Here is a 19,887-nt window from a genome sequence, read left to right as displayed (position 1 = left end):
GTTGATCGTGGTACGCCCTGCCCCGAATCGGACTCGGGTTGCCCCCGTGACTCCTCGGACCACCGAGAAGTCGGGCATTCGGCCACCGCCCCCGCCGACGCGCAGCGTTTCACTGCGCTGGCGGGTTACCCTGCTGGCCGCCTCCGTGGTAGCGATTGCCGTCGCGATGACGTCCATAGCAGCCTATGCACTTGTTGCTCGCGCATTGCACGACAGAGTCGATACCCAACTACAAGCACGTGCGGACGAGCTGATCAACCAGAACGTCGACAGCGTGAACATCCAATACATCATCGCTGCGACGGCGTTCTCGAACAACATCAGCGTGGCCCTGATCTTCCGAGACGGAAGATACTACGTGCCCCCTCAGCCGATGACCCCGGCAATCGGCGAGCCGGAGATGGCTGTCGCCGAAGGGGACCGACTGTCCTCCTTGCGAACTGTGCAGAACCAGCGGGTCCTGGCCGCTAGAACAAACTCGGGTGCAACGCTGGTTGTTTCCCAGAACCTGAGCCCCACAAGGCAAGTCCTCAATCAACTGTCGTGGGTCCTGTTCGCGATCGGAGCGTGCGGCGTAGTCTTGGGCGGCGCCTTCGGCGCGACAGTGGCGCGCACCGGGCTACGTCCGGTCAGTCGGCTCACCGCTGCGACTGAGCGCATCGCCCGCACCGACGATCTCACACCGATTCCGGTGACCGGCGATGACGAGCTCGCCCGGCTGACCGAGAGTTTCAATGCGATGCTACGGACGCTGACCGAGTCTCGCGACCAGCAGCGCCGCTTGGTGGCCGATGCCGGGCACGAGTTGCGCACGCCACTGACCTCATTGCGCACCAATCTGGAACTTTTGATAGCTGCCAGCCGTCCAGGCGCGTCCCTGATTTCGACCGAGGACATGGCGGATCTTCGTGCCGATGTGGTTGCACAGATCGAGGAATTGTCCACACTCGTCGGCAATCTGGTCGACCTCGCCCGCGAAACTGCACCGGAGTCGGACTTCGATGTGATCGACCTGCGCGAGGTGGTAGAGCGCGCCCTGGATCGAGTGAGGCGGCGCAGCCGGGCCGAGTTCTCGATCGATCTACGCCCGTGGTTCCTGCACGGGAGTGGTTCCGACCTGGAACGCGCGATCCTCAATATCCTCGACAATGCCTCGAAGTGGAGCCCCGCCGGGGCACAAGTCACGGTAGCCATGCGCATTACCGAGGCGGGGCTGCTCGAACTCGACATCGCTGACGCCGGCCCGGGAATTCCTCCAGGCGAACGGGAGTTGGTGTTCGAACGCTTTTATCGGATGACCGCGTCTCGATCGATGCCAGGGTCCGGTCTCGGGCTGGCCATCGCCCGACAAGCGATCACCAAACACGGCGGGACCATCGCCGTCGACAGCTCGGAACAAGGCGGCACGCTGATCAGGATCACAGTACCGGGCGAGCCGGGCTGACAGATACCCCTGCGCTTCGCCGGCCTGCAGTGCCCAGCACCGGCAGACCGACGAACCCCGCGTGGGTCAGTAGGGAAGCGCCGCGCGCTTCACCCAGTAGGCATGTGTTTGGTTGGTCTGCAAGCAAATCCACTGCTCGCCGTCGTGAAAGGCCACCTCTCCGGCGTTCTGCGGACTACAGGGCTTCGCCGGTTCGGCCTGGGCAGGTGCGGCGAACAACACCGCACCGATCGCCGCCGAGACGAGCGGGGCAGCCACACGGATGGATCTCATTATTCCCTCCCAATACTGTTGAACATTCCGCCACAGGCCGAAGCGAGGCCCCGGAAACGAACTCCCGAAGTACGAGTAGACCGATACGGCACACCACATCGGGTGGAATGATCAGCCCAGCATTTGATGGGCAATAGAACCAACCCCCAAGGCAGCCTATACCCAGATCCGCCCCCGTCATATTCGCCGCTGAACGGCACTGCGACGCACTCTACGCTAGCACGACAAATGCTGCACAGCAACAGTTTTCACGTTCACTCGACAACCCGGAACACGCTGCCATCGGCGACCGCAGCTCCGCGTGCGGTGCGGGTGATCAACCTGCGGCGTGGCTATCCCCCTCGGTCCGGCTCCGGTGTCCGGCCAGTGATTCGATCACCGCGCCTGCTACGACAGCGTGTCCTGCCTTGGTGAGATGGATCCGGTCGGCGCTGAGCCAGCTCGGCCGCAGCCGGGCGGGGTGGTCCCAGAATTCGGTGAGCACGGCATCGTGCCGGGCCGCCACGCGGCGGACGATATCGGCGAAGGCGACGAACCGGGGCCGGAAGTTGCGCAGCCGGTCCGGAAAAGCATCGGCGAGCGTGAACATCGACAGCTGGGCACCGGAAACCCGTACTGCCGAGCACAGTTCGTCGAGCCGCCGTTCGACTTCGTCGAGCTCGATTCCGGCGAACAGATCGTTGCCGCCACAGCTCACGTGGATCAGGTCCGGCCGGAACGCCAGCACCGTCTCGACCTGTTCGGCGTGCACCTGTTCGACGGTGGCACCAAGCCGGCCGGTGTTGAGGTAAGCGGCTGCCGGGTGCGCCGACTGCAGCGCGGCGCCGAGCCGGTCGGCCCAGGGCATATCCGCGTAGCCGGGCCACGGGTCGCCCGTGCCTTCGGCCGTCGAATCGCCGAGGACGGCCAGGCGCCGCCACGGGACGTCGGCGAGCAAGGCACGCGCCTCGGTGTCCGGCAGGCACATCGGGTCGTTCATCTCAGTGATCTCGGGTGCGGTGGATACGTCGTGATCGGCCATGGCCGGCCTCCTGGAGTCAAATACGAACGAACGGTCGTCTAGTTAACGTACGACCGTTCGTTCGCATTGGCAACCGCGCCGTGGAACAATGAGTGGGTGGCCGATATGACACAGCCCCGGGACGGACGTCTGGCCAGGGGCGACCGCACCCGGAACGCCATTGCCCGGCATGCCGTCGATGTCGCGTCGGTGGAAGGACTGACCGGCCTGAGCCTCGGCCGGCTGGCCACCGATCTGGGCGTGAGCAAGAGCGGAATCGCCACGCTCTTCGGCACCAAGGAGAAGCTGCAGCTGGCCGCCGTCGCCGCGGCCCGGCAGGTCTTCATCGATCACGTCATCGCACCGGCGCAGGCCGAACCGCGCGGCGGCGCACGCCTGACGGCACTGATCGACCACTGGTTCGACTACATCACCGCGCCGGTCCTGCCGGGCGGCTGCTTCCGTGTCGCGAGTACCGCCGAATTCGACAGCCGGCCCGGGCCGGTACACGATGCTGTCGCCGCCGATCGCGCAGACTGGTTCGCCCTGCTGGAGCGGGAGATCCGGGCCGCACAGGATCAGGGCGCCGTCGCAGCGCACGATCCGCACCGGCTGGCCTTCCAGCTGGACGCACTCGTCGCGGCGGCCAATACGGCGCTGCGGCTCGGCGACGAATCGGCCGGCCGGACCGCCCGGGAGCTGATCGATCGCCTGCTGGCACCCGATCCCGAAACGACCGCGGCCCGGCCGACGCACGGGACGTCGGCCGGGCCGCGGGATATCGCTTGATCAGGCGGGCAGTTCCAGCCCGGCCGCCAGGGTGGGCCAGGAGTTGATCAGGGCGTCCAGCCAGTAACCCCAGGAGTGGGTACCGGTGGGCGGAAAGTCGTAGGTGGCCGGAATGCCCAGTTCGTTCAGCTTGGCCTGCAGGTTGTGGCTGCAGTAGTTGGTGGCGGCCTCGATCACGCCGCCGATCACGATCTGGTTGGCCAGACCGTAGGCGCCGGGCAGCGCGTACGGGCCGTTCAGGGTGTCGTACGGACCGGGCAGGCCGGAGCCGTTGGAGATGAACAGATGCATGCCGCGCAACTTCTCGGCATGCACGTACGGATCGTTGGCGGCCCACATCGGATCGCCTTGCGGCCCGTACATGTTCTCGGTGTCACCACCACCCCAGGTTTCGACGGCCAGGTTGACGAACTGATAGCCGATCGGGTCGCTGATCTGGGCACAGCCGCTGTACGCGGCGGCAGCCTGGTACAGGCCGGGCGCCGAGATCGGCACCTGCAGCACCGTGGTACCCGAGGTGGACAGGCCGGCGATGGCATTGCGGCCGGTGGTGCCGAGCGCACCGTCGATCAGCGGCGGCAGTTCCTCGGTGAGGAAGGTCTCCCACTTGTTCACGCCGAGTACCGGATCCGGGGCTCGCCAGTCGGCGTAGTAGCTCCAGGCGCCGCCGATCGGCTGCACCACGTTGACGTTCTTGGTGCCCAGGAATTCCAGCGCGGCCGGCGTCCGGGTGTCCCAGTTGGCGGTTCCCTCACCACCGTCGGCACCGTTGAGCAGGTACAGCGTCGGCTGCGGCACCGACGGATCGGCCGGCCGCTGCACCTCGACGGGCACCACGGTGTCCATCGACGCCGAGTACACATTCAACACCAGATTGCGCGGCCCGGCGACGGAGAAATCGGTGATCCGGGAGCCGTTGGGCGCCTGTGGGCTCGCGAGCAGCGCACCGCCGGCAATGATCGGATCGCCCGGCTGGGCCGTGGCAACCGGCGGCATCACCCCGGCCGCCACCGCGATACACGCCGCCGCGACGGCGGACGACAGAATCCGGATCCCCGCTCGATAACCCACGTCCACTCCCGATCGTTCGGTGTCAGATGCGCGTACGTCCTGGTTCCAGCCGATGGCACTCTAACCCGCACCGGGCTCTGTACCTGCATTCGGGCGGGCGGTGTCGGCCGAATCGTTGCCGGAAGCACCGAATGCCCGCAGGGCGGCGGCGACCAGCGCATCCGCGAATGCCCGGTCGAGCGGGCCGGACCGCAGCAACCATCGCTGCGTGATCGGCGCATAGAGCATCTCGACCAGCAGCCCCAGATCGGCATCGGCCGATAGCTGCCCGGCCTCCTGCGCACTGCGCAGGCGATCCAGTTTCGCCTGCCGGATCGGCGCCTCCAGCCGCTCCCGGTAGGCGGCCGCCAGCTCGGGATCGTTGATGATCTCGGCGTTGAGTGCCCGCAGCGGCGCCTCGAACGCCGGATCGGCGAATTCGGCGACGGTGGCGCGCAGCACCAGACGCAGGTCGGCGGCGAGATCGCCGGTATCGGGCAGCGCCACCACGCCGTCGTTCCCCTCGCTCAGCGCCACCAGCGCATCGAGCACGACCGCACCCTTCGACGGCCACCAGCGGTAGATGGTCTGCTTGCCGACCTTCGCCCGGGCCGCAATGGCCTCGATGGACAGTTTCGGGTAGCCGATCTCGGCGATCAACTCCCGGGTCGCCGCCAGGATGGCCGTCCGGGACCGGGCACTGCGGCGGGACGGATCCGGTGTGGTTCGCGCGGAATTCGATGTCGACATGCCACCAGCCTATAGCGAAACGAGACGGTCCGTCTTGACAGGCACGGCACTCCGATTCATACTCGGATCCGTTCCGAGACGAACCGTCTCGTCTCTACAAACTCGAGGAGATTCCATGCGACACGAATCCGGCAACCCCCGCACCTGGTTCATCACCGGTGCCTCCCGCGGCCTCGGCCGCGCCTTCACCGAGGCCGCCCTCACCGCAGGCGACCGGGTGGTCGGCGTCGCCCGGGATGTCTCCCCGCTCGACGAGCTGGTGACCATCCACGGCGGCAACCTGGTGACCTTCGACATGGACGTCGCCGATCGGGCCGCCGTCTTCGCCGGGGTGCAACGCGCCCATCGAGCATTCGGCAGGCTCGACGTCGTCGTCAACAATGCGGGCGGTTCCCTGCTCGGCATGATCGAGGAGATCACCGAGGAACAGGCCCGAACCCACCTGGACACCAACTTCTTCGGCGCCCTGTGGGTTGCCCAGGCCGTGGTGCCGCTACTGCGCGAACAGGGCGGCGGACACCTGCTGCAGGTCGCCACGATGAGCATGAGCGGCGGTTTCGCCGCCACCGGCCTCTACGGAGCCGGCAAGGCGGCACTCGCCTCGATGAGCGAAGCGCTGGCCATGGAGGTCGCCGACTTCGGCATCAACGTCACCACCCTGCATCCCGGCGGCTATGCCACGGATCTGTTCACCCGCGGACTCACCATGGCTGATCGAAACCCCGCGTACCAGGAGGTGTGGGAATGGCTCGACACGGTGTTCGGTGAATCCGTCGATGCCGATCCGGTCGCCGCGGCCGCCGCGGTCGTCGACCTCGTCGACCGGTCCGACCCGCCCCGGCGGCTGATTCTCGGCGATGCCGCCTACGACATGGTCGAACAGATGTCGCAGATCCAGCGGGCCGAGATCGCCCAGTGGGAGCAGCTGAGCCGGTCCGCCGGCTGAGTACGGGTCCGGCGGCTCACTCCGAGTCGCCGGACCCGGCGGCGCCGCGCCGCTCGTGCCAGCGGTCGAACAGCACCGGGAGTTCGGCGGCGAAGAAGTCGAAGAAGTCACCCATTTCGGCGAGCCGCCGACCGGCCGGACTGTCCGCACCCACGATTCCGACACCTTCGGCGGCCGTCTCCGACCACATCTTCAGCATCCGGTCCCGCTTCAGGAAGCTGGCGTACCAGAGATCGTCGTAGAGCCGATAGGAGTCGCGCCGCTGTCCCGGGCGGCGATACTTCGAGACCAGGCCGACCTGGTCGAGATAGCGCACCGCACCGGACACCGCGGCCGGACTGATCGACAATGCCTCGGCGATCTCCCGGGCCGTCATACTGGCCTCATCGGCCATCATCAGCGCAGCGAACACCCGGGCGGGCATCCGCGGCCAGCCCATCTCGGTGAGGCCGAGCGCCAGTTTCTCCACGAAATGCGCGCCTGCATCCTCCGCCGTCACCGCTGTCTCTCCTCACTCACCAAAGCCGGTCACCGCACTTGGTCGTCGGCGCCGAACAGTTCCCGGCGACGCTGCTGCCACCGTCGCATCGTTGCCGGGAGTTCGGCGCGCATGAACCGGTAGTACTCCAGGGTCTCGCGCACCCGCCGCCCGCCCGGCCGGGCATGATCGAGGAGTTCGACCCCCTCGGTGAGAAAACGTACCGAACGATCCAGCGTCTCCCCGCGCTGCATGGTGATCGCGTACCAGACGTCGTCGTCGTAGACCCGGTAGGTGTCCTGCCGGGCGCCGGGTTCCCGTTCCCGGCCGAGCAGGCCGATCCGGACCAGATGCCGCACGGCACCCGAGATGGCGGCGGCACTGACCCGCAACCCGTTCGCCAGCTCCTGGGCGGTGTACCGCTCGGCATCGTCGGCCAGAACGAACGCGAACACCCGGGCCGACATCCGGGGCATCCCGGCGTCGGTCAGGAGCAGGGCGAACTGCTCCACGAACTGCAGCACGGCCTCTTCCTGCTGCTCGCCCGGCTGATACTCGCCCGGCTGGTATTCGTCCGGCACTGCCGTCACGACCTCCTCCTGATGCGACTCCGTCGAGGTAGCTACATCATAGCCTTCAAAACATTCACAAATTTGTGAAATCTATGTACGCTCGGTTCATGGACAACGCCATCACCATCTCCGGACTGCACAAGTCCTTCGGTCCCACCAAGGCGCTCGACGGCCTGGACCTCGAGGTCGCCCGCGGTGAGGTGCACGGGTTCCTCGGGCCCAACGGCGCCGGCAAGACCACCACGATCCGGGTGCTGCTCGGCCTGCTCCGCGCCGATCAGGGCTCGGTGAGCCTGCTCGGCGGCGACCCGTGGGCCGATGCGGTCGCCCTGCACCGCAAGCTCGCCTACGTACCCGGCGATGTGGAGCTGTGGCCCAACCTCACCGGCGGCGAGGCGATCGACCTGTTCGGCCGGCTGCGGGGCGGGCTCGACGAGACCCGCCGGGACGATCTGATCGAACGCTTCGACCTCGACCCCACCAAGAAGGGCCGGACCTACTCGAAGGGCAACCGGCAGAAGGTCGCCCTGATCGCGGCCCTGGCCGCCGACGTGGAGCTGTTCCTGCTCGACGAGCCGACCGCGGGCCTGGATCCGCTGATGGAAGTGGTGTTCCAGGACGTGGTCGCCGAGGCCAAGGCGGCCGGTGCCACCGTGCTGCTGTCCAGCCACATCCTGGCCCAGGTGGAAAAACTCGCCGATCGGGTCAGCATCGTCCGGCTCGGCCGCACCGTCCAGTCCGGGACCCTGACCGAGATGCGGCATCTCACCCGGACCAGTGTCGAAGCGGTCACCGCCGAACCGGTGTCCGGACTCGCCGATATCGCCGGGGTGCACCATGTGAGCACCGAGGACGGCCGGATCAGATTCGATGTGGACGGGGCGGCCCTGGATGCCGCGGTGGCCCGGCTCAGTGCCGCCGGCATCCGTTCGCTGACCAGCCATCCGCCGACGCTCGAGGAGCTCATGCTCCGGCACTACGGCGACGAGCTCGCCGGTGAGAACGACGACGCGGAAGTGAGCGTGCGATGACCACCGCAACCGCCGACGTGACCACCCGGCCCACCGCAACCCACCGGGCGAATGCCCTGGCCGGCACCGGCACCCTGATCCGCTTCATCCTCCGCCGCGACCGGATCAAACTGCCCGCCTGGATCCTGGGCATCACCGTGATGGGCCTGTACTACGCCACCGCCCTACCGCAGGTGTACAAGACGCAGGAGGACCTGCGCGCCGTCGGCCAGTTCGCCGAGGGCACGATGGGTGCGCTGATCTCGGGTCCCGGGTACGGATTGGCCGATCCCACCCTGGAATCGGTGATCGTCGCCGTATACGGCCTGTACTTCCTGCTGCTGGCCGCGCTGATGAACATCCTGCTGGTCTCCCGGCACACCCGGCTGGAGGAACAGACCGGCCGGGCCGAGCTGGTCCGTGCCGATGTGGTCGGCCGCTACGCGCAGCTGACCGCGACCCTGGTCGTCGCCGTAGCGGCGAATGTGGTGCTCTCCCTGTTCATCGCGGGCAGTTTCGGGCTCGCCGACCTGGACACCGGCGATGCCCTGCTGTTCGGTGCCGGCGTCGGTGCGGTCGGGCTGGTCTTCGCCGGCATCACCTCGGTGACGGTGCAGATCACCGAATACTCCCGGGCCGCTTCCGGATTGGCCGGAGTCGTGCTGGGCATCGCCTACGTCGTCCGGGCCGCGGGCGATTCGATCCGCGAGGGCGGCAGTGCGCTGTCCTGGTTCTCGCCGCTGGCCTGGTCCCAGCAGACCCGCGCCTACGTGGATCCGCGGTGGTGGCCGCTGGCGCTGTCGCTGCTGCTCGCCGCCGCGACCATGGCACTCGGCTACGTCCTGTCCACCCACCGCGATTTCGGGGCCGGTCTGGTCGCGGCGCGCCGGGGCAGTCCGCGCGCCGCGAACTGGCTGAGCTCGCCGCTCGCGCTGGCCTTCCGGCTGCAGCGGTCCAGCCTCATCGGCTGGGGCACCGCGCTGGCCGCAGCCGGCCTGCTGTACGGCGGGCTCACCAAGACGCTGGTGGATTCGTTCCAGGATCTGCCCGACAACGTGGTGGATGTGATGGGTGGCGACGCCGACCGGATGTTGGACGGCTACCTCGGCACCATGGGGCTGTTCGACGCCTTGCTGGTGGTGATCTTCGTGATCCTCGGCGTCCAGTCGCTGCGCGGTGAGGAGTCGAAGGGGCATGCCGAACCGGTGCTCGCGACGGCCACCGGGCGCTGGGGCTGGTTCGGCAGCTGGATCGCGGTGCTGGCGGGCGGCGCTGTCGCGCTGCTGCTGGTGTCCGGCGCGGCGCTCGGCGGGGCGGCGGCCGTCTCGGTCGGCGACGCCGGGTACTTCGGCAAGACGATCGGTGCGCACCTGGCGTATCTCCCGGCCGTGCTGGTGATCCTGGGAATCGCGGCGCTGCTTTTCGGGGCGGTGCCCCGGGCGATCGGCGCCACCTGGGCACTGTTCGGGTTCGCGATGATCCTCGGATTCTTCGGTCCGATCATGGACCTGCCCCAGTGGGTGATGGACCTGTCGCCCTTCGAGCACATCGCCACCCTGCCGCTGGAGACGATGACCTGGGCTCCCGTGGTAGTGCTGACCGGGCTGGCGGCCGCGCTCGTCGGCGCCGGCGGCTATGCCTTCCGCAACCGTGAACTCGAGATGAAATAGGCCTTCGGACCCGCGACGGTGCGCCACCGGGCCCCGGTGGCGCACCGCTTCGCATCGGCAACGGACGGGCCGCGCGCACGGTGATCGCAATCAGCCGGGGGCGGCGCGGATTTGTGAACCACACCGAGATCGCTGCCGCAGAAGCGGCCGACTGTGCTCCGTCACTAGTGTCCCGGCACAGTATCGACCGGCTGTCGGGGTGCCGGATCGGTACCACCCGTCCCTGCCATGCCGACGCGTCGTGCGTCGCCGCACCGAAGGAAATACCGTTGTCCCGACCTTGGGTCAGGGTCTGCACCCTGCTCGCCTGCCTGCTGGCCACCGGCCTGACCGCCCCGGCCACCACTGCCGAACCGGCCTACCCGACACCCGATCCCGATCCGTTCTTCCACGCCCCGGCCGACCTCGCCGAGTTGGACCCGGGCGATGTGGTGCGAGCCCGGCCGATCGACACGCTCCCCTATGTCGGCACCACCGGCTGGCAGATCGCATTCCGCTCCACCGATTCCGGCGGTGACCCGATCATGGGCACCACCACCGTCCTGCTGCCCGTCGGAGTCGAGAACCCACCACTGGTCTCCTATCAGGCACTCATCAATTCCCTGGGCACCCGGTGCAATCCGTCCCGGGCCCTGTTCAACGGCGAACTCCAGGATGCGGCCGGGGTGATGCTGCCGGTGGGCCGGGGCTGGGCGGTCTCGGTACCGGACTATTGGGGACCGCATGTCGCCTACGGCGCGGGCCGGCTCGGCGGGATGGTCACGCTCGACAGTGTGCGTGCCGTCCAGCAGGTCGCCGAGCTCGGACTCGCCGACGCACCCGTCGTGCTGGCCGGATACTCCGGCGGCGCCATCGCGACGTCCTGGGCCGGTGCGCTGCAGCCGGACTACGCGCCCGAACTGTCCCTGGCGGGTGTGGTCGCGGGCGGCATCCCGGCCGATCTGGAGCAGATGGCCCGGGGCCTCGGATTCGGGCATCATCCCGGGTTCGGTCTCGCCTTCGCCGCCGCCATGGGGCTGGAACGGGAATACCCGGAGCGGCTGCCCATCTCGGCACAACTCAACGACGAGGGGCGATGGTTCCGGGACTTCACCAAGGACGGCTGCCGCCGGTTCCTGCTGTTCCACGGCGTCGCCCGGAACGCCGAACAGCTGGCAGCCAGCAAGGACCTGATGAACAGTCCGGAGACCCTGGCCGTGCTACGTGAGAACAGCCTGCGTTATGCCGAGGCGGTGCCGACGGCGCCGGTGTACATCTGGCAGGGGGTGTACGACACCCTGACCCCGTTCGATGCGGTCGCCGATGTCGTCGAGCGGTACTGCGCCGCCGGCGCGCCGGTCACCTTCGCCCACTACGACATCTCCGAACACTTCACCGCCGCAGCCGCCGGCTTCCCGGCCGCCTGGGACTTCGTGGAGGACCGCTTCCGCGGTGCACCGGTGACCGGCAACTGTTGACGTCCCGGCTCGGTCAACCGCCGGGCCGGACCAGCTCGCCGAGCTGCTGTTCGAGACGATCCAGCGCGTCTCGGACGGCATCGAGCTGAGCCTCCAGTTCGGCCACCTGTGCCTCGTCGACGGCCGGCGCCCGCGGTTGCGGTACGGGGGCGGCGGGCTCGGGCCGCTCCTCCGTCGGCGGGGCCTCGGCCGGGCTGCCGCCCGGTGCGGTCGCCAGATCACCGGTCTCGGGGCCGAAGACCTGGTCGAGCGCCTCGGCGAGGGTGGGTGCATAGCCCACCCGCACGCCGCCGGTACCGGGTTCGCGGTAGCTGACCAGCACGCGGGCCAGCTGCGGGAAGGTCGACCCGTCCGGCGTGGTCGAGATCCGTTCGGTGAACAGCGGTTCCACGTACAGCACGCCGCCCGCGGCAATGGGCAGGGTGAGCAGGTTTCCGTACTGGATCCGGTTGGAGCGCTCCAGCAGCGTGCGCTCGGAGGCCACCCGGGTATCGGAGATGATCGAGTTCTGGATCTGCTGCGGCCCCTGGGTCAGCGTGTCGGTCGGCAGTTCCAGGATGGTGAATCGGCCGTACCCCTCCGGATCGGAGCGCACCGAGATGTACGCCGAGAGGAATTCGCGGTTGTACCCCACCATCGCACCGGCGAGCCGGAACGACGGCTCGGCGGTCTCCTCGTCGCCGAACAGGACGTAGAACGGCGCCTGATGCGGATTGACGTCCACGGTCGGATCGCTGGGCACCGACCAGAAGGCGTTGGTGGTGAAGAACTCCCGCGGATCGTCCACGTGATAGCGGGCCAGCATCTCCCGCTGCACCACGAACATGTCCTCCGGATAGCGGAAGTGCGCCCGCAGGTCGTCACCGATCGCGGACTCCGGCTCGACCGTGCCGGGGAATACCCGCATCCAGGTCGACAGCACCGGGTCCGCGGTATCGACCTGGTACAGGGTGACGGTGCCGTCGTAGGCGTCGACCGTGGCCTTCACCGAATTCCGCAGGTAGGAGATCTCCGCCGGGGTACGCAGGCCGGTCTCGGCGCCCGGCTCCAGTGCCTCCAGCGAGCTCCGTGCCGCGTACGGGTAGCCGTCGACGGTGGTGTAGGCATCCACGATCCACACGATCCGCCCGTCCACCACGGCCGGGTACGGATTGTTGTCCGGAGTCAGCCACGGTGCGACACGCTCGACCCGGTCTCTCGGGTCGCGGTGGAAGAGGATCTTCGAATCGGATCCGATCGCCTTGGAGAACAAGATGTTGCGTTCGGCGTAGTAGGCCGCGAACGCGACCCGGTTCGGCCAGCTGCCGATCGGGACGCCACCCGCGCCGTCATAGGTGTATTTGGTTGCGTCCGTGTCGTACTCGCGCGGTTGGCTGCCGCCGCCCACGATGGCGTAGTCCGGATCGGCCTGCGCGATCACCTCGCCGTAGTAGACCCGGGGCTGATCGACCGGGATCACCTGTTCCCCACCCTGGGAAGCGATATCGCTGACCGCATAGATCGGATAGCCGCTGTTGCTCGCGGCGGAATCACCGACGGCGTCGCGTACCGCGGCGTTCACCCGGTTCGCCGGTGCGGCGACGAAACCGTTGCCGTGGGTGTACACGGTATGCCGGTTCACCCAGTGCCGCTGATTGCCGGTCAGCGCGCTCGGCGTCAGCTCCCGGACGGCCACCACGTAGTCGCGTAGCTCGCCGTCGATGGTGTAGCGGTCCAGGTCCAGATCGTTCGGGAAGGTGAAGAAGTTCTTCAGCTGTTGCTGCTGGGTGAACGTGCGCGACAGCACGTTCGGATCGAGCAGGCGGACGTTCTCGATGGTGGTGACGTCGGCCGGGATCTCGGGTGGCGGACGGGTGCCGACTCCGGGATACGGGACGTACTCGACCCGATCCGGTCCGATCGCATACGCCTGCCGGGTCGCCGCGATATTGCGCTCGATATAGGGGCTTTCCATATCGGCGGCGTTCGGCCGCACCGAGAACTGCTCGACCGCCCACGGCCACACCGCGCCGACCAGGATCGACGACAGCAGGAGCAGAACACAGGCCAGCGCCGGGATCCGCAGGTCCCGCAGCACCACCACGGAGAAGACGGCGGCGGCACAGATCAGGGCGATCGCGAACAGGATCAGCCGGGCCGGCAGCACCGCGTTGATATCGGTGTACCCGGCCCCGGCGAAGGTGGGTTCGTGGCTCCGGCTCGACATCAGCGCATACCGGTCGAACCAGTAGGCCACCGCTTTCAGCAGGATGAACAGCCCGAGCAGGACGGCCAGCTGGACCCGGGCCGAGCGGGTGATTCCGGTGGTCTCCCCGGTGAGCCGGATCCCGCCGAACAGGTAGTGGGTGGCCAGCGCGGCGAGGAAGGCCAGCACCACCGCGACGAACAACCAGCTCAGCACGAGACGGTAGAAGGGCAGGTCGAAGACGTAGAAGCCGACATCGAGCCCGAATTCCGGATCCCGGACACCGAACGAGCTACCGTGCCGGAACAGCTGAACGGTCTCCCACCGCGACTGCCCGGCCAGACCGCAGATGAGCCCCAGACCGCCGGCGATCCCGAGCCCGAACAGCAGCGGCCGCCGGATCACCACCCGCCGATACACGGCCAGCGGATCCGGGGTCGCGGAGGCGGCGTAGAACATCGGGCGGGCCCGGTAGGCCAGCCACAGCGCCGCGAACAGGGCGGCCCCGATGAACGCCGCGATCACCAGGAACAGGGTGACCCTGGTCAGCAGCACGGTGAGCCAGACGCTGCGGTACCCGACTTCACCGAACCACAGCCAGTTGACGTAGGTGCCGACCAGTCGGGGAATCACCAGCAGTGCGACGAGCAGTACCACCCCGGCGGTCAACAGGATCCGGGTACCGCGCGGCAGTTGTCGCAGGCCTAGGCCGCTGGGTGTACTCATCAGCCACTCCCGCGGGCCTGCCGATCCGGCGGTGGGCGGCCGACCGGCCCGTACGGTCCGATTCTACCGGCTGAGCCGCCGTATCGATCGGAGTCGGTGCGGAGCTGCCGGTACCCGCAGTGCGGGTGGACTTCCCCCGAACAGAACAGTCCCCGGTAGTCTCCGCCGGTTTCCGAAGTCCGGTCGTCGCCGCGACTCCGGTCTCCGACTGGCTTGCCGGGGGCCTGGCCGGATCCTGGTCGATCGTCTCCGCATCGTCGAACGTCTCCGCCGATTCGTGACCATCTTCCGGTGTTTCCGGTGTATCGATTAGCTTCCTCCGATTTTCGCGACAGTCAAGTCCTTGCCGCCGGAAAATTACCGAATCCGGCCGGGGTGCCGCGCCGCCGGATCAGCCGGTGAACACGGTGCGGACCGTCACGCAGGAGCTACCCTGCCGCAGATAGCGGTCGGCCGGTGGTGGCCGGAAATCCGGCAGGGCGCATTCCGGGAGCCACGTGGTGTCGACGGCCTGCAGTTCCACCGGCCCCGGCGCGGTGACCAGCTCGATCTCCAGCCCCTCCGGCGGCGGCGCATGGAAGTGGAAACCACCTGCCGGAACCGGAGTCAGTTCCCGGCCCGCCACCCGCAGCGATTCGATCGGCCCGGCGTAGCGCAGGCCCAGGCCGGTGGTGGCGCGGTGCGAGCGCAACCGCAGCCGCAGCGTGCGCTTACCGGATTCGGTGACGTCGGCGACGACCTCGGCGGTGGGCGCCGCGAGATCGGCCACCGCGGCCGGTCCCCCGGCAGTGAACTCGGTCGAGACGATGTCGAATACCGGATCGACGCCGGTATCCGCGATGTAGGTCTCGGTCCAGCTGTCCAGGGCCTGCCGGGTGAGCCACTGCGCCGTGCCCCGGTCGGCGTCGAGCGCGTAGGTCAGCTGGGTGGGTGCGGGATGCCGGTCGTCGAACCCGGACACCGCCAGCCCGGCCGCCACCAGAACTGCGGCCAGCGCGCCCGCGGCCACCGGGACCAGGTAGCCACGCCGGGCGGGCCATACCTGGGCGAGGGTCAGCAGCAGCGGTGCGCCGAGCAGGACGAGCACCGGGGCGGCCAGCCATTGCGCCGCCGACAATCCGGTCTGCAACCCCACCCACAGCGTTCCGCCCATGAAGATCGCCGATGGCAGGGCGGCGATCGTCAGCACCGGGAGTTGCCACGGCCGGGGCACCAGGAAGGTGGCCAGGACTCCGAGCACCGCGGCGGCGACCGGAATCACCAGCAGCACGGCCGCCGCGGGCAGTGCCGCCGTGAACACCACGCAGACCAGCGTGAGCGCGCCGAGCAGTCCGGTCGCGGTGGCGGTGCCACCGAACCAGCGCCGCGCCGCGCCGTACCAGCCGAGCAGCACGGCCGCCGACACCAGGACCACGGCCAGCTGGAACAGCTGCGGCCCATACGGGTCCACGTACTCGAGGGACCGGTACTCGGGCCGGAGCAGTTGCAGCACCGGCCACAGCAGGTACGCCGCCCCCATCGCGATCGGCACACCGGCCAGATAGCTCGCGCCCGCGCCGACCACCGGCCACAGCCGCAGTTCACCGGACCGCCGCAGCCATCCGAGCACGCCGCCGAGGGCGAGCACGGTCAGCACCGTGAGCAGGACGACCGGCCAGGTCGGCCAGACCACCAGGCCGACGAAGGGCACCGGGAAGTAGGCGCGGTCCGACCCGCCGGGGACCGTGCTCAGGTCCTGCCGCCCGAAGGCACGGGCCTGGGCCAGGGTGTTGTCGCCCATATCCTGCACGACGGCGAGATCCACGTGCGCCGGATCGTCCATCGGGTTGTGGTAGTAGGCCGAATCGGCGGCGAACGCCCAGTCGATGACCTGCAGCCCACCCGGTTCGAACGACGCGAAGTCGGTATTGCTGGTGGTGGATTCGCCCGCCAGGCCGGTGGTCAGCGAGTCGGTGTTCGGGTTCGGTACCGCACCGGCGACCACTCGGATCAGGCCCTCGTCCGGGTGGGTGAGCCGCCACAGCAGCGGCGGTCCTCCCGCGCCGCGCGCCTCGTGATTGATCACCACCCCGGGCGATTCCGCCGCACCGGCCGCGACGAACGCCTCCGCACCGAGCAGCCCCACCTCTTCGGCGTCGGTGAGCAGTACGACGATGTCGTTGCGCAGCCGGTCGCCGCTCTCGACCAGCGCCCGCGCCGTTTCCAGCACGGCGGCGACACCCACTCCGTCGTCGTTGGCACCCGGGCCCGACGGCACCGAGTCGTAGTGCGCGGTCAGGTACACGGTGCCGGTCGAATCGTGCCCCGGCAGCCGGGCCACGATGTTGTCGGTCCAGGCCATCCCGACCACACTCCGGTCGAACCCGGCCGGGGTCCGCCCGACGCCACGCCGGATCTCGGTGTCCAGACCGAGCCCGCGCAGGCGCTCGACGAGCAGATCCCGCACCCGGGCATGCTCCGCGCTGCCGATCGGATGCGGGCGCTGGGCGATCGCCTCGACCACCCCGAAGGCTCGTTCGGCGGAGAACTCCTCGGCCGGCGCCGCGGAGTCCCGATGCCCGTGCGGCTGCTGTTGCGCGGCCGTCACCACGGTCACCAGCAGCAACAGCACGAACGCACACATTCCCGCAACCCGTGCCCCCATGATCATGATCGTAAACGAGCGGCACCGGCACGCACAGCCCCGGAAACCGGGGGTTTGCCGGTAGCGTGCCGGCCATGAGGGACAGCCTGGCCGGTGCGGGGATCAGTGACTGCGTGGCGGCCGGGCACTCCGATTGCCTGCCGGGGTTCGGCGCGTTCGTGGCGGTACTGCTGATCGGCTCGGTCGCGGTGCTGTTGTGGTTCGGGTCCGCCGCCACGGCCACCGTGGCGATCGTGTTCTCGGGGGCCCGGGCATGGCAGCGGGTGGGCTGGACCGCTCTGGTGTGGCTGATTCCGTTCGCCGGGGTACTCGCCTGGTGGTACGCGAACCGGGCGCGCGGCCGGAACGGCGGTGGCGACCCGGTGCAGAACCGGTAGCCTGCAGCCTATGCGTCACGGGTGCACACCGGTTCGATTTCTCACTGCCGCCGGGCTTTCGGTGGCCCTGCTGTCCGGCTGTTCGAGTACGGTCTCCGGCACGGCCGTCGCCGGCGAAGAACCGTCCGCTGCCGCGACCAGCAGCGCTCCGGCCGATCCGGAGCCGACCACTCCGGATCCGGACCCCACGACCGGTGCGCCCACTCCCGAGGCCGATGAGGAACCCGCCGCCCCAGAGTTCGCGGCGATCGCGGGTACCTGGGAGGGTTCCTACACGTGCACCCAGGGCGAGACCGGCCTGACCCTCACCGTGGACCCGGCCGGCGGTACGGTGTTCGAGTTCTATCCACTGCCTAGCAATCCGGCCGCCCGCTCCGGAAGTTTCACGATGCAGGCCGAGTTCGACGGTGCCGCACTGCAGTTCGTGCAGCAGGAGTGGCTGGAACAACCCGGCACCTATGTGATGGTCGACCTCACCGCCACCGAGTACGACGATACCGTCATCCGGGGCTCGGTCTCCGATCCCGGCTGCACCACGTTCTCGGTGACCCGCGACCGGACCTGATCGGCACGGCTGGCATCAGTGGCGCCGGTGACGCATGATTGTCGTCGAATGATCCTGCGCTGTAGCTGACTTCGCGAGAGAGACATGGTTCGACTGCAACGGGCTGTCCGGCCGATCGGCCCCCGGGCCACCACATCCCGGAACACGATCGTCACCACCACTGCACGCCGACCGCCCGTACCCGGACCTGTGCTCCAGCCGGTCCGGGCGACCGCCCCGCCGCTCGGCGCCCCGCCGGCGGACGCCCCCGGCGCCGACGTCCGGCTGGAACAGCTGCAGACCGTCCAGCAGTTCGCGCAGACCACCCAGGCCGTATTCGACCTGCCCCGTGAGCTCGACCGGGCCCGGCCCCGGGCAGCTACCGCCCGGCGGCGCGGCACGACGGTGCCGGCCGTACTGTGCTGGCTGGTCATCGGTTCGGGCCTGCTGATGGCCGCGGGTTCGTTCGCCGAAACGACCTCCGGCGGGGTACTCACCGGGCTTACCATCGCCGCAGGTGGCGGCTTCGCCGACTATCTGCGCCGGATCTGCGGTACTCCGCAGCTCTCCCCTTCGGTCCCCGAGCACCAGGTATCACGATGACCGACCCCGCATTGCCGGAAACCGCCGAGCTGATCCGGCGCAGCGCCGAGGACCCGCTGCACGAGTACACCGTCGGGGCCGGATCGGGGTATGCCCTGTCGCCCACGGAGCTGCCCCACGGAACCTTCGGATTCGGGCCGTACTTCGACGAGGACGACTGAGCCTGCGGGGCCGCCGTCACTCGCCGCTAAGGGCCATGTGCGGGACGGGCACCGATCCGGGTACCCGGCTGCCCGATCGGCGGGACAGCCGATCGGCACGCCGCTCGCCTGCTCCGGCCGGTCACAGCACACACCGGCCGGGCTGACAGCCCCCGCCGATCGGCCGGAGGATGCGGCCGGAAGGAGGTACCGACCGCAGGCGACCACGGCGACGATGAGTGCATGGCCGAGGACATCACCGAGAACGCCCCTGCGGACCCGCCCGAATCGACACCGCCCGCCCGCCGGTCCCGCCGCGCCTTCATCGGCATGGCGGCGGCCACCACCGGTGCGGCCGCGGCCACCGCCGCCATCACCGTGCCACCGCTGCTGCATTCGCCCACGACCGCCCCGGCACCCGCCGGTGTCCCCGGTGCGCGGTTCGCCGACAAGGTCGTCCTGGTCACCGGTGGCACCTCCGGTATCGGCGAGGCGGCCACCCGGATCTTCGCCGCCGAAGGCGCCACCGTCGTGTTCTGCGGCCGCCGCGAACCCCTCGGCCGCGAGGTCGCGGAATCCATCGGAGACAACGCGCACTATCTCCCGGCGGATGTGCGGGTACCGGAGCAGGTGGAAAAGCTGGTGGCGGAGGTGGATCGGCGGTTCGGGCGACTCGATGTCGCGTTCAACAACGCCGGAATCCGGATCACCGGCAGCGCGCACGAGCTGTCCGTCGACCAATGGGACGATATCGCGCACACGAACACCCGCGGCGTCTTCCTGTGCACCAAATACGAGATCCCACTGATGCTGCGTTCCGGCGGCGGGGTGATCCTGTGCACCACCTCGGAGTCGCGCGCCCCGGACGGGTTCGCCTATTCGGCATCGAAGCAGGCGATCAAGGGCATGGTCGATGCGATGTCGGTCGATTACGGCACCCGCGGCATCCGGATCAATGCCATCGCACCCGGCACCACCGACACCGCCCTGGTGCGGCCGGGCGGTATGCCGGACCCGGTCTGGGACCGGTTCCGGGACGCCTGGGGGCTGATGAACGTCCCCGGGCTGGAACGGATGGCCGAGCCTGCCGAGATCGCCCGGGCCGCGGTGTCGTTGTGCACCGACGAGTTCGCGTTCATGACCGGGTCGACCGTGCTGGTCGCCGGCGGACCGTTCGGCGGTTCCCGGATGCAGCTGCCGCTGCCCCCCGTGTTCACCGGCTGAGTGCC

General features: G+C 68.8%; 19 protein-coding genes. 11 read left to right on the top strand and 8 right to left on the bottom strand.

Annotated features, from left to right (window positions below; all coding sequences use genetic code 11):
- The first annotated feature begins 46 nt into the window (after positions 1-46).
- On the top strand, positions 47-1,444 hold the full coding sequence (locus AC1HFH_RS07795) for a HAMP domain-containing sensor histidine kinase (RefSeq protein ID WP_480246755.1): 1,398 nt from the start codon (positions 47-49) through the stop codon (positions 1,442-1,444).
- 66 nt (positions 1,445-1,510) lie between these two features.
- On the opposite strand, the gene AC1HFH_RS07790 is transcribed toward AC1HFH_RS07795, so the two are convergent.
- On the bottom strand, positions 1,511-1,702 hold the full coding sequence (locus AC1HFH_RS07790) for a hypothetical protein (protein WP_480246754.1): 192 nt from the start codon (positions 1,700-1,702) through the stop codon (positions 1,511-1,513).
- A gap of 331 nt (positions 1,703-2,033) precedes the next feature.
- Positions 2,034-2,738: an SGNH/GDSL hydrolase family protein gene (locus AC1HFH_RS07785; protein ID WP_480246753.1), complete on the bottom strand. Its 705-nt coding sequence runs from the start codon at positions 2,736-2,738 to the stop codon at positions 2,034-2,036.
- 105 nt (positions 2,739-2,843) lie between these two features.
- Here AC1HFH_RS07785 and AC1HFH_RS07780 point away from each other — a divergent pair, with 105 nt between their 5' ends.
- The gene (locus tag AC1HFH_RS07780; protein ID WP_480247765.1) at positions 2,844-3,506 is read left to right on the top strand and encodes a TetR/AcrR family transcriptional regulator; all 663 of its coding nucleotides are present in this window, start codon (positions 2,844-2,846) and stop codon (positions 3,504-3,506) included.
- On the opposite strand, the gene AC1HFH_RS07775 is transcribed toward AC1HFH_RS07780, so the two are convergent.
- Positions 3,507-4,502, bottom strand: a complete 996-nt coding sequence (locus tag AC1HFH_RS07775) for an alpha/beta hydrolase (protein ID WP_480247764.1) — start codon at positions 4,500-4,502, stop codon at positions 3,507-3,509.
- 135 nt (positions 4,503-4,637) lie between these two features.
- Positions 4,638-5,306 carry a TetR/AcrR family transcriptional regulator gene (locus AC1HFH_RS07770; RefSeq protein WP_480246752.1) on the bottom strand — a complete coding sequence of 223 codons (669 nt, stop codon included), beginning with the start codon at positions 5,304-5,306 and terminating at the stop codon, positions 4,638-4,640.
- Positions 5,307-5,421: 115 nt separating this feature from the next.
- Between AC1HFH_RS07770 and AC1HFH_RS07765 the strand changes: the two genes are divergently transcribed.
- Positions 5,422-6,252 carry an SDR family NAD(P)-dependent oxidoreductase gene (locus tag AC1HFH_RS07765; protein ID WP_480246751.1) on the top strand — a complete coding sequence of 277 codons (831 nt, stop codon included), beginning with the start codon at positions 5,422-5,424 and terminating at the stop codon, positions 6,250-6,252.
- A 16-nt stretch (positions 6,253-6,268) separates the two neighbouring features.
- On the opposite strand, the gene AC1HFH_RS07760 is transcribed toward AC1HFH_RS07765, so the two are convergent.
- Both AC1HFH_RS07760 and AC1HFH_RS07755 read right to left on the bottom strand, forming a co-directional pair.
- Positions 6,269-6,751: a GbsR/MarR family transcriptional regulator gene (locus tag AC1HFH_RS07760; RefSeq protein WP_480246750.1), complete on the bottom strand. Its 483-nt coding sequence runs from the start codon at positions 6,749-6,751 to the stop codon at positions 6,269-6,271.
- A gap of 29 nt (positions 6,752-6,780) precedes the next feature.
- Positions 6,781-7,320 (bottom strand): GbsR/MarR family transcriptional regulator, encoded by a 540-nt coding sequence (locus AC1HFH_RS07755; protein ID WP_480246749.1) that lies wholly within the window; start codon positions 7,318-7,320, stop codon positions 6,781-6,783.
- Positions 7,321-7,409: 89 nt separating this feature from the next.
- Between AC1HFH_RS07755 and AC1HFH_RS07750 the strand changes: the two genes are divergently transcribed.
- The 3 genes from AC1HFH_RS07750 (at position 7,410) to AC1HFH_RS07740 (ending at position 11,439) form a co-directional block, all read left to right on the top strand.
- A complete protein-coding gene (locus tag AC1HFH_RS07750) occupies positions 7,410-8,333 on the top strand; it encodes an ABC transporter ATP-binding protein (protein ID WP_480246748.1) in 924 nt (307 codons plus the stop codon).
- Positions 8,330-9,982 carry an ABC transporter permease gene (locus AC1HFH_RS07745; protein WP_480246747.1) on the top strand — a complete coding sequence of 551 codons (1,653 nt, stop codon included), beginning with the start codon at positions 8,330-8,332 and terminating at the stop codon, positions 9,980-9,982. The genes AC1HFH_RS07750 and AC1HFH_RS07745 overlap by 4 nt, the downstream gene beginning before the upstream one ends.
- 269 nt (positions 9,983-10,251) lie before the next feature.
- Positions 10,252-11,439, top strand: a complete 1,188-nt coding sequence (locus AC1HFH_RS07740) for a lipase family protein (RefSeq protein WP_480246746.1) — start codon at positions 10,252-10,254, stop codon at positions 11,437-11,439.
- Positions 11,440-11,452: 13 nt separating this feature from the next.
- Here the strand turns inward: AC1HFH_RS07740 and AC1HFH_RS07735 are convergent, their stop codons facing one another.
- Both AC1HFH_RS07735 and AC1HFH_RS07730 read right to left on the bottom strand, forming a co-directional pair.
- On the bottom strand, positions 11,453-14,350 hold the full coding sequence (locus AC1HFH_RS07735) for a UPF0182 family protein (protein ID WP_480246745.1): 2,898 nt from the start codon (positions 14,348-14,350) through the stop codon (positions 11,453-11,455).
- Positions 14,351-14,741: 391 nt separating this feature from the next.
- Positions 14,742-16,994, bottom strand: coding sequence for a M20/M25/M40 family metallo-hydrolase (locus AC1HFH_RS07730; RefSeq protein ID WP_480246744.1), 2,253 nt, complete (start codon positions 16,992-16,994; stop codon positions 14,742-14,744).
- A gap of 74 nt (positions 16,995-17,068) precedes the next feature.
- Between AC1HFH_RS07730 and AC1HFH_RS07725 the strand changes: the two genes are divergently transcribed.
- The 5 genes from AC1HFH_RS07725 to AC1HFH_RS07705 all read left to right on the top strand — a co-directional run bounded on the left by AC1HFH_RS07725 (position 17,069) and on the right by AC1HFH_RS07705 (position 19,882).
- Positions 17,069-17,371: a PLDc N-terminal domain-containing protein gene (locus AC1HFH_RS07725; RefSeq protein ID WP_480246743.1), complete on the top strand. Its 303-nt coding sequence runs from the start codon at positions 17,069-17,071 to the stop codon at positions 17,369-17,371.
- Positions 17,372-17,381: 10 nt separating this feature from the next.
- On the top strand, positions 17,382-17,936 hold the full coding sequence (locus AC1HFH_RS07720) for a hypothetical protein (RefSeq protein ID WP_480246742.1): 555 nt from the start codon (positions 17,382-17,384) through the stop codon (positions 17,934-17,936).
- Positions 17,937-18,020: 84 nt separating this feature from the next.
- Positions 18,021-18,518 carry a hypothetical protein gene (locus tag AC1HFH_RS07715; protein ID WP_480246741.1) on the top strand — a complete coding sequence of 166 codons (498 nt, stop codon included), beginning with the start codon at positions 18,021-18,023 and terminating at the stop codon, positions 18,516-18,518.
- Complete coding sequence (locus AC1HFH_RS07710) at positions 18,515-18,679, top strand: hypothetical protein (RefSeq protein WP_480246740.1); 165 nt, start codon at positions 18,515-18,517, stop codon at positions 18,677-18,679. The genes AC1HFH_RS07715 and AC1HFH_RS07710 overlap by 4 nt, the downstream gene beginning before the upstream one ends.
- A 222-nt stretch (positions 18,680-18,901) precedes the next feature.
- Positions 18,902-19,882, top strand: a complete 981-nt coding sequence (locus AC1HFH_RS07705; protein WP_480246739.1) for an SDR family NAD(P)-dependent oxidoreductase — start codon at positions 18,902-18,904, stop codon at positions 19,880-19,882.
- Positions 19,883-19,887: the final 5 nt, after the last annotated feature.

The organism is Nocardia sp. KT25-26 (assembly GCF_056627695.1).
Note: the sequence above shows the minus strand (reverse complement) of the source record. Positions and strands in the feature narration are given on the sequence as shown.